Consider the following 13,118-nt stretch of genomic DNA (forward strand, 5'->3'; position numbering starts at 1 on the left):
CCCGAATGTGGGGAAGAAACCGACGTGAATGTGCAGATCCACAATACGCTGACGCGCCGCAAGGACAGGCTGGAGCCCATCGAGCCCGGTCACGTGCGCCTATATGTCTGCGGACCCACGGTCTATCAGCGAATCCATATCGGCAATGCGCGGCCGCTGATCGTCTTCGACACGCTTGTCCGCCTGCTGCGTCACCTCTACCCGAAGGTGACATATGTGCGGAACATCACTGATATCGAAGACAAGATCATTGCCCAGGCGGAGGTCAATGGCGAAACCATAGCCGAGCTGACCGAACGTACCGCCGCCGCCTTCGCCGGGGATTGCGCGGCACTCGGCTGTGCCTCACCCGATCATGAGCCGCACGCCACTGCCCATATCGACGGCATGATCGCCATCATCGAGACGCTGGTCGGTCGCGGCCATGCCTATGCAGCCGACGGGCATGTGCTGTTCAACGTGCCGTCCATGCCGGCCTATGGCCGGTTGTCGGGCCGTTCGCGCGATGACCAGATCGCCGGGGCAAGGGTCGAGGTCGCCCCCTACAAGCGCGATCCGGCCGATTTCGTCCTGTGGAAGCCGTCCGATGGCAGCCAGCCGGGCTGGGACAGCCCCTGGGGCCGCGGCCGTCCGGGCTGGCACATCGAGTGTTCGGCGATGTCGGAAAGTCTCCTCGGGGTACCATTCGACATCCATGGTGGTGGTATCGACCTGGTCTTTCCCCACCACGAGAACGAGATGGCGCAGACCTGCTGCGCATCCGGCGAGGCAACGATGGCCAGCATCTGGATGCATAACGGCTTCGTCGACATGTCCGGTGAGAAGATGTCGAAATCGCTGGGCAATGTCGTGCGGGTCGACGAGGCGCTGGCGCTGGCCGATCCGTCGCCGGTGCGGCAGGGCGAGATCATCCGTTTCTGGATGCTGGGCGCGCATTACCGCCAGCCGATCGACTTCACCGCGGATGGCCTGCGCCAGGCCCGGGCCCAGCTCGACCGCTTCTACGGCGCGCTGGAGCGGGCGGGCGAGGCGACGGGAAGGACGGAGCCTGACAATGCGGTCGTGGCGGCGCTGGCCGACGACATGAACACGCCCCAGGCCATTGCGGTCCTTCATGAGATCCTGGGCGATCTCAATCGGGCGAAATTCGCCGAGAAGCCGGCCATTGCCGGCCGCCTGCGGGCCTCGGCGGCACTCATGGGCCTGCTGCAGGCCGATGCGACGACCTGGCTCAGGGGCGATGACGGTGGCGATGAGGAGCGCGTTGCCGCACTCGTTCAAGAACGTATCGACGCGCGCAAGGCGCGCAACTTTGCCCGCGCCGATGAAATCCGCAACCAACTCAACGCCGAGGGGATCGTCCTGGAGGACGGCCCCGGCGGGACAACCTGGCGCAGGGCATGACTGAGCGCATCTATATCTACGATACCACGCTGCGTGACGGCGCGCAGACCCAGGGCGTCAGCTTCAGTCCGGAGGACAAGCGCCGCATCGCCCGCGATCTCGACCGGCTCGGCATCGATTATATCGAGGGCGGCTGGCCCGGCGCGAATGACACCGACAATGTGTTCTTTGCCGAGAATCCGGGTTTTTCCACGGCGAAATTCTGTGCTTTCGGCATGACCCGTCGTTCCGGCCGCAGTGCGAGCAACGATCCGGGTCTGGTTCGCCTGTTTCAATCCACCGCTGAAGTCATTACCCTTGTCGGCAAGAGTTCGCGCAGCCAGGCCGAAGGGGCGCTCGGTGTCGATGCGGAGGAAAATCTCCACATGATCCGCGATTCGATGTCCGAATCGCGGAAACATGTCGGCGAGGTCATGTACGATGCCGAGCATTTCTTCGATGGTTTCAGGGAAGATCCCGAATATGCCCTGGCCGCCATCGAGGCCGCGTTCGAGGGGGGAGCCCGATGGGCCGTCCTGTGCGATACCAATGGCGGTGCCCTGCCGCATGAGGTGAGGCGGGCGGTGAGCCGGGTGGTGTCGCGGTTCCCGGCGGACAAGATCGGCATCCATACCCACAACGACACCGAGAACGCGATCGCCAACACGCTGGAGGCGGTGCTGGAGGGAGCGCGTCAGGTTCAGGGCACGCTCAACGGGCTGGGCGAGCGTTGCGGCAACGCCAACCTGATTTCGCTTATTCCCACGCTCAAGCTCAAGCTGGGCTTCGACATCGGCGTCAGCGACGAGGCGATGACCCATCTCACCGCCATCTCGCGTGCCTTCGACGAGCGGCTGAACCACACGCCGAACCGTTCGGCGGCCTATGTCGGGGCCAACGCCTTCGCCCACAAGGGCGGGTTGCATGCCTCGGCGGTGCTCAAGGACCCGGGGTTCTACGAGCATGTCAACCCGGCCCTTGTCGGCAACCAGCGCGACATCCTCGTGTCGGATCAGGCCGGGCGCTCGAATCTCCTGCGTCGTTTCGAGGAGATGAACCTCGCCATCGAGCCGAGCGACGAACAGGTCTCGACGATCCTCTCCACCATCAAGGAGCGCGAGGCCCACGGTTTTTCCTACGACGGTGCGTCGGCGAGCTTCGAGCTTCTGGTGCGGGAGGCGCTGGGGCAGCGGCTGGACTATTTCGAGCTGCTGACCTTCCGGGTGATCGACGAACGGCGATACAATGCCGTGCGGGAACTGGTCACGATGTCGGAAGCCACCATCAAGGCGCGGGTCAACGGCAACGATTACTACACCGTCGCGGATGGCAATGGCCCGGTCAATGCGCTCGATCACGCACTGCGGCAGGCGCTGGCGAACATCTACCCGTCGCTTGAGCAGATGGAGCTGATCGACTTCAAGGTGCGCATCCTCTCGCCCGAGGCCGGTACCGGCGCCATCACCCGCGTCATCATCGAGAGCAGCGACGATGACGGCCGTGTCTGGCAGACCATCGGTGTTTCCTCCAACATCATCGACGCGTCGTACAATGCCCTGTCGGATGCCATCATCTACAAGCTCGTGATCGACGGCCACACGCCTCCATGAAGTTGCAGTCCCGGCCGCGTGGCGGTGTGGAAAATCTCGGACCGGCACCCGTTGTCATTCTCTGTCGTCCCCAGATGGGGGAGAATGTCGGTTCGGCCGCGCGCGCCATGCTCAATTTCGGATTGACCGAACTGCGGTTGGTGAACCCGGCCTTCGGCTGGCCCAACGCCAAGGCGGTGGCATCGAGTTCTGGTGCGCATGCCATTCTCAACATGATGACAGTCCACGATACGCTTGAGGAAGCGGTCGGTGATCTTCACCACTTGTATGCAACGACAGCCCGCGAGCGCGGCATGTCCAAGCCGGTGCAGGGCGCGCGCGAGGCGACCATTTCCGCACGGGCACTCATTGACGACGGGAGAAGGGTGGGAATCCTGTTCGGGCCGGAGCGTACCGGATTGGTCAACGAGGAACTCACTCTGGCCGATGGCATCATTTCCGTCCCGTTGAACCCTGCCTTTCCGTCGCTGAACCTCTCCCAGGCGGTCCTGCTGTGCAGCTATGAGTGGCACATGTCGGGATTGGCGGAAGGTGAAGGATATCGCCCGGCGGCAATGGACGCCGATGTGCCCGCGACCAAGGGCGACCTTGCCCGGCTGCTGGATCATCTGATCGGGGAACTCGACAAGACGGGATATTTCCGCAGCGACGATCGTCGCATCAGTCTATCCCAGACCATTCGCGTGATGTTCGAACGTCGCCAGATGACCCAGAGCGAGGTCCATCTCCTGCGCGGGATCATCAAGGATCTCGTCAACGGCCGGCGCGTCGTCAATCGCGGCTAGGCGATCTTCGGCATCTTACAACAGTCCCGATCCGCGGAAGCTTGTGTGCCTGTTCTTGCCGATGATGACATGGTCGTGGACGGAGATGTTGACGGGTTGCAGGGCGCGGATGACCTGCTTGGTCATCTCGATGTCGGGCGGCGAGGGGGTCGGGTCGCCCGAGGGGTGGTTGTGGACGAGGATGATGGCGGACGCCGCCAGTTCCAGCGAGCGCTTGACCACCTCGCGCGGATAGAGTGGGGTGTGGTCCACCGTGCCGCGGCTCTGCACCTCATCCTTGATGAGGATGTTCTTGCGGTCGAGGAAGAGGATGCGGAAATGTTCTGCCGGTTCGTGGACCATGATCATTTCGAGATAGTCGATCAGCGCATCCCATGAACTGATGACCGGTCGCTCCGCGATCTGCTCCTTGAGCGCCCGCTCGAAGCATGCCTTGACGGTTTTCAGCAGGGCCTGTGTGAAATGGAGGTCGTCGGCACCGCGGTCCCCCGCCGCATCCGGCTGCGGGAGGACTTCGGCATAACGGGCCGGGTCCGCCGCAAGTGTCCCGCCGATGCCGCCAAAGCGCTCGATCATCGCCTTGGCGATGGGCTTGGTGTCGCGCCGCCAGATCGAAAAGAACAGGAGCAGTTCGAGAATTTCATAATCGGCGAGGCTGTCCGCGCCCTTTTCGAGCAGCTTGTTGCGCTGGCGGCCGCGGTGCCCGTGATAGTGCTTGCTGCCCCATGCGTCATGGTCCGGCGGGCCGCCCGGGGCGATGTCGAAGGGGCTCTGGCTTTCGGCGAGGCCGCCCGCGTCGCCGGCGATCAGGGAAGCGAGTCGTGCCAGTTCTCCGGCGCTGGCAAGGCGCCAGCACTGCTCCTCGCGACTCCAGCGGCCGCCCGCCTGCTTGATAAACTCCTTCACGCGGAACGTTTCGCCGGCGATGGCGAACGGGCGTTCATGTCCGGTTTGTTCATTGAGGGTGAGACCACGAGAGGCGAATGCCGTGCGCAGGGTCTCGTCTACCATGGTGGGTGGTGTCTCCCGTCGGGCGAAAGGGTGAAGGCTTCGACGCCATCCTCGGTGATGGCGATGGTATGTTCGAACTGCGCGGAAAGGCTGCCGTCGGTGGTGATCACGGTCCAGCCGTCTTCGAGCAGCGTCGTCTCGCCCGAGCCGAGGTTGATCATCGGCTCGACGGTGAGGAACATCCCCGCTTCGAGTTTCAGGCCCTTTCCGGGCAAACCGACGTGAAGCACCTGCGGCGGGGTGTGGAATTCCTGTCCGATGCCGTGACCGCAATAATTGCGGACCACGCTCATGCCCTGGCTTTCGGTGTAGGACTGGATGGCGTGGCCGATATCGCCCAGATGACCGCCGGGCCGGGCCGCACGGATGCCGCGCCACATCGCCTCGAAGGTTACCCGGCACAGCCTGCGGGCCTGCGGGGACGGCGTCCCGACAAAATACATGCGGCTGCTGTCACCGTGCCAGCCATCATGGATCACGGTGACGTCGATGTTGAGAATGTCCCCGCTCACCAGCTTGCGGCTGTCGGGAATGCCGTGACAGACCACTTCATTGAGAGAAATGCAGGTGGCTTTGGGGTAGCCGCGATAGTTGAGCGGTGCCGGCGTCGCGTCCATCGAGCGCATGAGTTCATGGCAGAGGTCGTCGAGTTCGGCGGTGGTGATACCGGCTGCCACATGGGCCTCGATACCATCGAGGACTGCCGCGCAGATCATGCCTGCACGGCGCATCCCGGCGAACGCCTTCGGCCCGTGAACGGGAACCGACGGCACAGCCTTGCGTTGCTTCAAGCGGGATAGCATGGATCGCGACTGCCTCATCCTGACATCTATACTGCAAGTTCCATCTTATTTCGAAGCTTTATTTCAAATTCATTGACGTCGCAGGCATAGGCCAGGAATTCGACACCGGCCAGGCGCGCCTCATCGAAGGCCGCACGGTAGTCCGGATCGATGTCGCCCGCGATCGTCAGCCGTTCGACATCGCCGCGCTGGGCCACGAAAAGCAGGGTGGCGGGATGGCCGGCGCGCACCAGCTCCGCCAATGTGCGCAGATGTTTCGTTCCGCGGCTGGTCACCGCGTCGGGAAAGGCGCCGATACCGTCACGTTTCCAGCTGACGCTCTTCACCTCGATGTGGCGGGTGATCGTCTCATTGCGGGCGATGGCGAAATCGAGACGGGTGCCTTCCTCGACCCGTACCTCGCGCAAGACGGTGTCATAGCCGCTGAATTCGGGAATCGTGTGCGCTTCCAGTGCCTCGCGAGCGATGCGGTTGGCATTGAGTGTGTTGATGGCGACCCGTGCACCTTCCTGTTCGATGATCTCCAGGCGGTAGGCGAGCTTGCGTCTGGGATCGTTCGAACGGGACAGCCAGGCTTTCGCATCCTCGACCGCCAGGCCCGGGAGCCGGCCCGGATCGGCACAGTGGGCGGTGACCATGGAGCCGTCCTCCAGCCGTATGTCGGCGAGAAATCGCTTGTATCGCCTGATCAACGAGCCGCTTATGAGGGGAGCCGGCAATTGCATGTCGTTCTTTCATCCATTGGCTTCGAAGCGAGGCGCACCTTGAGTGAAACAGAGACCGTCACCGCCTGCCTGATCATCATCGGCAATGAGATCCTTTCGGGAAGAACGGTTGACGCTAACCTTCCACATATCGCGAAAAGGCTGAATGAGAAGGGCATCCGCCTCACTGAGGCCCGCATTGTGCCCGATATCGAGGCCGAGATCGTCGATGCGGTCAACATATGCCGGGCCAGGCACAACTATGTGCTGACCACCGGTGGCATCGGCCCTACCCATGATGACATCACCTCCGCCTGCATGGCAAAGGCGTTCGGCGTGCCCTTCGGGCGCAATGAGGAAGCGGCGCGCCGGCTGGAGGCCTTCTACGGCGACCGGGTCAATCCTGCGCGCATGCGCATGGCCGACATGCCGGAAGGTGTGGCGCTGATCGACAATCCGGTGAGCACGGCGCCGGGCTTCATCATCGGCAACGTCATCGTCATGGCCGGGGTACCCAAGATCATGCAGGCCATGCTCGAAAACGTCCTGCCGATCATGCAGGGCGGGGAGCCCATGCTGTCGCGCACGATTGTCGCGTACCGGCCCGAAAGCGAAATGGCACCGGCGATGGCGGGCATCGAACGCGACTTTCCCGGCATCGAGGTCGGCAGTTATCCGTTCTTCCGCATGGAGCGCTATGGTACGTCCGTCGTGCTGCGGGGCACCGACGGCGACAGACTTGCCAGGGCAGCCGCGCATCTGCTGGACTATCTCCGCGTGGAGAACATCGACCATGAAGACGCCGGCTGACGCGATCGTCGACAGACCTGCATTTTCCCGATCTTGAGAAAATTCGGACTGGTTGATTCCGTCATGTGGAAATTCACCGGATATCGATGAAATTCTCGCCCCAGATCCCGGCCTTGCGACTCATCGCGATCTTCTCCAGTTGGCGATATTGATATGGCGCGTTCTCACGGGTGAGCGCGAAGCCCTCGATCAGCAGTCTCGCTGCGAGGTCCACCGGCGGATCGAACATGCGCCGGCCGGACACCGTGCAAACGGCCGAGACAGTGTCCACCGGTGTGCAGCGCACGAAGCCGTGCACAAGGTCGTCGAGCACCAGCACGGCACGCTGACCGCAGCGCACCGGTCTCAGGCTCGTGCGGCAGTCCCGGCCGAACGGAGCGAGTTCGATGCCATAGAGGGAAAAGCGCCGGCCGGCCACGGCGAGGGTGCCGTCATCCCGGACAGATGCGAGCCCCTCCACCACGCGTGGTTCCGCCGACGCTGGACCGATTGTCAATAATCCAAGCAATGCGATGACCCATATCATGGTGATATTATCGCAAATGCAAGGAGTGCCCGGCAACCCGTTCAAGCCGGATTGCAGACGTTCTTCAGGATGAAAAGAACAATTGGTGCGGGCGGAAGGGGTCGAACCTCCGACACCGGCGGTGTAAACGCCGTGCTCTACCGCTGAGCTACGCCCGCAAGCCCACAGGGTCCCGCATGCGGTCCCATGGTGCCGGCGATTATTAGAAGCACCGGCACCATCGGGCAAGACATCCGGAACCGGTGTCTGCAATATTTGATCCGGCTGGGCCGATTGTCATTTTCAGGGCCTACTGGTTCAGGGCCTACTGGCCTGCCTGTGGCAGTTCGACCGAATTGATCATCGACCGCAGCTGCTCGATCAGGGCGCGCGACTGGGCGGCCGTGTCATCAAGCTGTCTTTGCTCGCCGCGCAGACTGGCGACCCTTTCCTCCAGCGCCTGTACCTCGGACTGCCTTTCACCGAGTGCCGCTTCGGCCTCTTGCAGTCTGGCCTGCTGTTCGCCGAGTTTCGCGGCAGCGACCTTCGCAGCCTCGTCGGCAGCCTGCGCTGCCTGCTGGCTTTCCCGCAGGGCCTGTTCCTTCTTCAGCGCCGCCGCCTCGATTGTCGCCAGCCTTTCGGCGGCACCATCGATCGTTTCCTGCGCCTCGTTCGCGCGCTGCTCGACAGCGGCAATCTCGTCGTTGCGGGCCGCGATGGCCGTCCGCTGTTCATCCAGTCGGGCGGATGCCTCCGTCAGCTGCTGCTCGACAGCCGTCAGCTCGCCCTGACGACCTTCCAGTGCTGCCTGCGTTTCGCCGAGATCCGCCTGTGCCTTCCCGAGAGCGCCCTCGCGCTCGCCCAGCGTCGCGAGTTTCTCGTTGAGACTGGTCGCGGCGTCGCGGAGCTGGGTTTCGGCCGTGGCGATCTTGGCCTGGACCTCCTCGAACGAGCCATTGGCGCTGGTCATCCGGTCGAGCTCACCCCTGGTGCTCGTCAGGGACTCGTTCAGGGACGTGAGTCTCGCCGTGAGCTGCGAGGACTCGCTGCTGGCGTTGATCCAGCCGACAAGGCAGACCACCGTGGCCAGTGCGAAAGCGCCAAGGGCCACCATGGGGGGCAGCTCCATGCGCTTGAAGCTGTCGAGCGGATTGCCCGGTCGCGAGGCGCCTGCCTTGCCGCCGGTTGCGGGAAGCTGGTTCCTTGCGTCCTTGCCCTGACCGGTTGCCTGCTTTCCCCCTTGTCTTGCCATGGTGTTTCCCTTCTCGACGTTCCGGGTGGGGTCCGGGTGGCTGGTTGTGTCGCGTGTAGCGACCATCTAGCAGCACTCGGCCGCGATTGCGACACTCCTGACCCTGCATGTCTCTCCGCAGGCCCTGCCCGGCGGGTTTGGGCAATTGACAGATGCGGCCGGAGGATTGTAAAAGCCGCCAGCTCGTGAGTGGCGCTCTCGGCTGCGGTCTTGTGCGTGCCGGCGCCCACCCCCTCACTACCGGTGGATTCGATGTACGCAGTGATCAAGACCGGCGGCAAGCAGTATCGTGTCGCCAAGAATGACGTCATCAAGGTCGAGAAGCTTGAGGCGGAAGCCGGAAGTTCGGTCGATTTCGGTGAAGTTCTCCTTGTTGGTGGCGATGGTGAGCCGAAGGTCGGCACGCCGCTTATCGATGGTGCGAAGGTCACCGCCGAGGTGCTCGAGCAGATCAAGGGTGACAAGGTCGTCATCTTCAAGAAGAAGCGACGCAAGAATTTTCGACGCAAGCGCGGTCATCGTCAGCTGCTGACGGTCCTGCGCATCACCGATATCGCGGCCTGAGGAGAATTCGGCATGGCACACAAGAAGGCAGGCGGCAGTTCACGGAACGGTCGCGACTCCGCGGGCAAGCGCCTCGGCGTCAAGAAGTTCGGTGGCGAGCATGTGCTGGCCGGCAACATCATCATCAAGCAGTGCGGTACCAAGTGGCACCCCGGCAACAATGTCGGCCTCGGCCGCGATTTCACGATCTTTGCCCTGACCGAGGGGCACGTGAAGTTCAAGAAGGTGGGGGCCCGCACCACGGTCAGTGTCGAGCCGCTCGCCCAGGCCGCCGAGTGACAGCCGGTTAGCTGACCGCTTCTTCGGGGCGAACATGAAAGAAGGGGAAGGTCATCGGACCTTTCCCTTTTTTCGTTCGCCCCTGTCGATTTATGTTCCGGCACCCTTCCTCAATTTTGGGAGACCGTCCCCGAATCGGGAAAGGTGTCGGTGTTCCTGCGTCCGGCAGGATGACCGGCAACCCGTTCATGCGATGACGCATTGCGGACCACTCAGGACCAGGACCAGACCATGCGGTTCCTCGACTCGGCAAAGATCTTCATCAAGAGCGGCGATGGCGGTGCTGGAGCATGCAGCTTCAGGCGCGAGAAGTTCATCGAGTTCGGCGGGCCGGACGGTGGCAATGGCGGCCGTGGCGGCGACATCGTGGCAATCGCCGATCCCGATCTGAACACGCTCATCGATTTTCGCTACCAGCAACACTTCAAGGCCGGTCGCGGTGGGCATGGCATGGGCCGGAGCCGCAGTGGCAAGGCCGGTGAAACCATCGAGATGAAGTTGCCGGTGGGGACCCAGATTCTCGACGAGGATGGCGAGACGCTGCTCGTGGACCTCGGCAAGCCCGGCGACCGGATGATCCTCGCCCGTGGCGGCGATGGCGGCTTTGGCAACGAGCACTACAAGAGCTCCACGAATCGCGCGCCGCGCCGCTTCGATCCGGGCTATCCGGGAGAGGAGCGCTGGATCTGGCTCAAGCTGAAACTGCTGGCCGATGCGGGGCTGGTCGGACTTCCCAATGCCGGCAAGTCCACTTTTCTTTCGGCGGTCAGCCGTGCGCGACCGAAGATCGGCGACTACCCCTTCACCACGCTTGAACCCGGTCTCGGTACGGTCGTCATGGACGATCGCAGCTTCGTTATCGCCGACATTCCCGGATTGATCGAGGGTGCGCATGAGGGCGTGGGATTGGGGGACCAGTTCCTTGGTCATGTCGAGCGTTGCGCTGCGTTGATCCACCTTGTCGACGGCACGCAGGATGATGTCGCCGGGGCCTATGTCACGATCCGCGACGAGCTTGAGGCCTATGGGCACGGGCTTGTCGACAAGCCGGAGCTGGTCTGCCTCAACAAGATCGATGCCATGACCGACGAGGCGCGGCAGGAAGCCCGCAGTGCGCTCGCGGAGGTCTCCGGCCGGCCGGTCCATCTCGTCTCGGGCGTGAGCGGCGAGGGTACGGCACCCATCCTGAGAGAGGTATCGGCGATCGTCCTTCGCCGCCGGGCATCGGAGGAATGACAGGGCGGGGGGTGGAAAAAGCCCTTGCGGCACAGCGTCTCACGATCAAGATCGGCTCGGCACTGCTCGTCGACCGGGGCAAGGTCCGGCGTGACTGGCTCGACAGTCTGGCCGACGACATTGCCGAGTGGCGCGCCCGCGGCCAGGAAATCATTGTCGTCACCTCCGGGGCCATCGCTCTGGGACGGCCCGCACTGGGCCTGAAGAAGCGCGCCCTGCGGCTGGAGGAAAAACAGGCTGCCGCTGCCGCGGGGCAGATCCTGCTGGCACGGGCATGGCAGGAAAGTCTCGCGCGGCACGACCTCGCGACGGCTCAGTTGCTGGTTACGCCCGATGATACCGAGGACCGGCGGCGGTACCTGAATGCGCGGGCGACGGTGGATACCCTGCTGCGCCTTGGTGCGGTGCCGGTGGTCAACGAGAACGACACGGTAGCCACCAGCGAGATCCGTTTCGGCGACAATGATCGTCTGGGCGCGCGCGTGGCCGTCATGGCCGGTTCGGAAACGCTCGTGCTGTTCTCCGACGTGGACGGACTCTATACGGCGAATCCGTCTACCGATCCGGCGGCCGTCCACATCCCGGAAGTCGTTTCCGTCACGCCCGAGATCGAGGCGATGGCCGGCGAAAGCCTGTCCGGCGTCGGGTCCGGCGGCATGGTCAGCAAGATCGCGGCGGCCCGCATCGCGACCCGCGCCGGCACCACTGTCCTCCTGTCGCGCGGATCTTCCGCCCATCCGGTCCGCGAGCTCGCCGGCGGCGCCCGGTGCACCGTCTTCACCGCCCAGGTGACGCCTCGACGTGCCCGGAAGGACTGGATCGGTGCCGGTCTGGTCGTCAATGGACGGTTGACCATCGACGATGGCGCCGTCAGCGCCCTGTCGCGGGGGTCGAGCCTGCTGCCTGCCGGCGTGACGGCGGTGGATGGCAGTTTCGAGCGCGGCGACACGGTGCTGGTGTTGAGCCGCGATGGCCGCCAGCTGGCCAAGGGATTGTCGGCCTACGATTGCGACGACGCGCGCCGGATCGCCGGGCGCAAGACGGCCGAAATCGAGGCCCTGCTGGGCTGGCGCGGGCGCGACGAGATGATCCATCGCGATGACATGGTGTTGCTGTGAGTGGTAATCGCGGTGACATGGCCGCGGTTCGCGAGCATTTTCGCAATCAGGCGCTGGCCTGCGACCGGCTGGGGTCGCGCTACAATGCGAGGCTGCTGGCGCTGGCTGCCGATCGTCTGGACGAGGCTGCCGAACCCGATCGCCGGATCCTCGACTGGCCGGGCGATCCGGCGGCCGATGCGCTGGCCTTGCGCTGGACGGGCGCACTGCATGCCCTGGTGCTGGAGGGCCGGTCGCCTTCGATGATCGATATCGACGACGATGAGGCGCTGTGGCAGGCCGTCCGTGTCCTCATGGCGGCTCACGAATCGTTCATCGGCACCTTCCTCGATCATCCACCGCAGACCAACGAGGTCGCCCGTTCCGCGGCGTTGATGCCGGGATTCCAGGTCATCCACGCGCAGACGGGCCGGCCGCTGCGGCTGCTCGAACTCGGGTCTAGTGCCGGGTTGAACCGTCTCTGGCAGCACTGGCGCTACGAGGCCGGCCAGTGGAGCCATGGCAACCGCTCCGCTCGGGTGACCCTGCAGGTGGACTGGCAGGGTGGCCGTCCGCCCCTGGCGGACCCGGTCGTCCTTTCATCCCGTGGCGTTGATATTCGACCTGTCGATATCATGGACCATGACCAGCGTTTGCGGCTGCGGTCCTATATCTGGCCCGATCAGCCGCTCCGGCTGCGTCGGCTCGACGGGGCCATCGCCCAGGCGGCGGACTCCGGCATGACCGTGGAGCAGGGGGATGCCGCAGACTGGCTTGAGGCGCGGCTGGCCGAGGATCCTGATGACGGCGTCACCGTCATTTTCCACTCGATCGTCTGGCAATACCTGCCTCCGTCCGTCCGGCGGCGCTGCCGTGCCGCCATCGAGGGGGCGGGTGAAAGCGGTCGTTCCGTTGCGTGGCTGCGCATGGAGCCGGATGAGAGTGCCAGTCATGCCGTGCTGCATCTCGATCTGTGGCCGAAACGGCGCCATTTCCATCTGGCGGACTGTCATTTCCACGGAGCCTGGGTGCGCTGGCATGGAGAAAGGGGGCCGGGCGGCAATCGGATATAATCATAT

14 protein-coding genes and 1 tRNA gene are annotated in these 13,118 nt (G+C 63.9%); 9 read left to right on the forward strand and 6 right to left on the reverse strand.

Going from position 1 to position 13,118, the window contains the following annotated elements:
- Positions 1-24 precede the first annotated feature (24 nt).
- The 3 genes from H6851_05540 to H6851_05550 are packed head-to-tail and all read left to right on the forward strand — an operon-like array spanning position 25 to position 3,778.
- Positions 25-1,404, forward strand: coding sequence for a cysteine--tRNA ligase (locus H6851_05540; protein ID MCB9943070.1), 1,380 nt, complete (start codon positions 25-27; stop codon positions 1,402-1,404).
- Entirely contained in the window at positions 1,401-2,993 is a 1,593-nt protein-coding gene (locus tag H6851_05545) for a citramalate synthase (GenBank protein MCB9943071.1), read from the forward strand. The genes H6851_05540 and H6851_05545 overlap by 4 nt, the downstream gene beginning before the upstream one ends.
- On the forward strand, positions 2,990-3,778 hold the full coding sequence (locus tag H6851_05550; protein ID MCB9943072.1) for an RNA methyltransferase: 789 nt from the start codon (positions 2,990-2,992) through the stop codon (positions 3,776-3,778). The genes H6851_05545 and H6851_05550 overlap by 4 nt, the downstream gene beginning before the upstream one ends.
- A 15-nt stretch (positions 3,779-3,793) precedes the next feature.
- On the opposite strand, the gene radC is transcribed toward H6851_05550, so the two are convergent.
- From radC to sfsA, 3 genes are read right to left on the reverse strand one after another with little or no spacing between them, the layout of a single operon-like run.
- On the reverse strand, positions 3,794-4,789 hold the full coding sequence (gene radC, locus H6851_05555; protein ID MCB9943073.1) for a DNA repair protein RadC: 996 nt from the start codon (positions 4,787-4,789) through the stop codon (positions 3,794-3,796).
- Positions 4,783-5,592, reverse strand: coding sequence for a type I methionyl aminopeptidase (gene map / locus H6851_05560; protein MCB9943074.1), 810 nt, complete (start codon positions 5,590-5,592; stop codon positions 4,783-4,785). Before map ends, radC begins: the two co-directional genes overlap by 7 nt.
- A 26-nt stretch (positions 5,593-5,618) precedes the next feature.
- Complete coding sequence (gene sfsA / locus H6851_05565; GenBank protein MCB9943075.1) at positions 5,619-6,317, reverse strand: DNA/RNA nuclease SfsA; 699 nt, start codon at positions 6,315-6,317, stop codon at positions 5,619-5,621.
- Positions 6,318-6,332: 15 nt separating this feature from the next.
- Between sfsA and H6851_05570 the strand changes: the two genes are divergently transcribed.
- Complete coding sequence (locus H6851_05570; protein ID MCB9943076.1) at positions 6,333-7,106, forward strand: competence/damage-inducible protein A; 774 nt, start codon at positions 6,333-6,335, stop codon at positions 7,104-7,106.
- Positions 7,107-7,179: 73 nt separating this feature from the next.
- On the opposite strand, the gene H6851_05575 is transcribed toward H6851_05570, so the two are convergent.
- The 3 genes from H6851_05575 to H6851_05585 form a co-directional block, all read right to left on the reverse strand.
- Positions 7,180-7,569 (reverse strand): nuclease-like protein, encoded by a 390-nt coding sequence (locus H6851_05575; GenBank protein ID MCB9943077.1) that lies wholly within the window; start codon positions 7,567-7,569, stop codon positions 7,180-7,182.
- Between the two features lie 146 nt (positions 7,570-7,715).
- Positions 7,716-7,790: transfer RNA gene (locus tag H6851_05580), tRNA-Val, on the reverse strand.
- Positions 7,791-7,936: 146 nt separating this feature from the next.
- Positions 7,937-8,863, reverse strand: a complete 927-nt coding sequence (locus tag H6851_05585; GenBank protein ID MCB9943078.1) for a hypothetical protein — start codon at positions 8,861-8,863, stop codon at positions 7,937-7,939.
- Positions 8,864-9,115: 252 nt separating this feature from the next.
- On the opposite strand from H6851_05585, the gene rplU reads away from it, so the two are divergent.
- From rplU to H6851_05610, 5 genes are all read left to right on the forward strand, one after another.
- Positions 9,116-9,427 carry a 50S ribosomal protein L21 gene (gene rplU, locus H6851_05590; protein ID MCB9943079.1) on the forward strand — a complete coding sequence of 104 codons (312 nt, stop codon included), beginning with the start codon at positions 9,116-9,118 and terminating at the stop codon, positions 9,425-9,427.
- A 12-nt stretch (positions 9,428-9,439) separates the two neighbouring features.
- Complete coding sequence (gene rpmA, locus H6851_05595) at positions 9,440-9,706, forward strand: 50S ribosomal protein L27 (protein ID MCB9943080.1); 267 nt, start codon at positions 9,440-9,442, stop codon at positions 9,704-9,706.
- Between the two features lie 231 nt (positions 9,707-9,937).
- The gene (gene obgE, locus H6851_05600; GenBank protein ID MCB9943081.1) at positions 9,938-10,942 is read left to right on the forward strand and encodes a GTPase ObgE; all 1,005 of its coding nucleotides are present in this window, start codon (positions 9,938-9,940) and stop codon (positions 10,940-10,942) included.
- Positions 10,939-12,060, forward strand: coding sequence for a glutamate 5-kinase (locus tag H6851_05605; GenBank protein ID MCB9943082.1), 1,122 nt, complete (start codon positions 10,939-10,941; stop codon positions 12,058-12,060). The genes obgE and H6851_05605 overlap by 4 nt, the downstream gene beginning before the upstream one ends.
- On the forward strand, positions 12,057-13,112 hold the full coding sequence (locus tag H6851_05610) for a DUF2332 domain-containing protein (protein MCB9943083.1): 1,056 nt from the start codon (positions 12,057-12,059) through the stop codon (positions 13,110-13,112). Before H6851_05605 ends, H6851_05610 begins: the two co-directional genes overlap by 4 nt.
- The last annotated feature ends 6 nt before the right edge of the window (positions 13,113-13,118 follow it).

The organism is Geminicoccaceae bacterium (assembly GCA_020638465.1).
Lineage (GTDB): Bacteria > Pseudomonadota > Alphaproteobacteria > Geminicoccales > Geminicoccaceae > JAGREO01.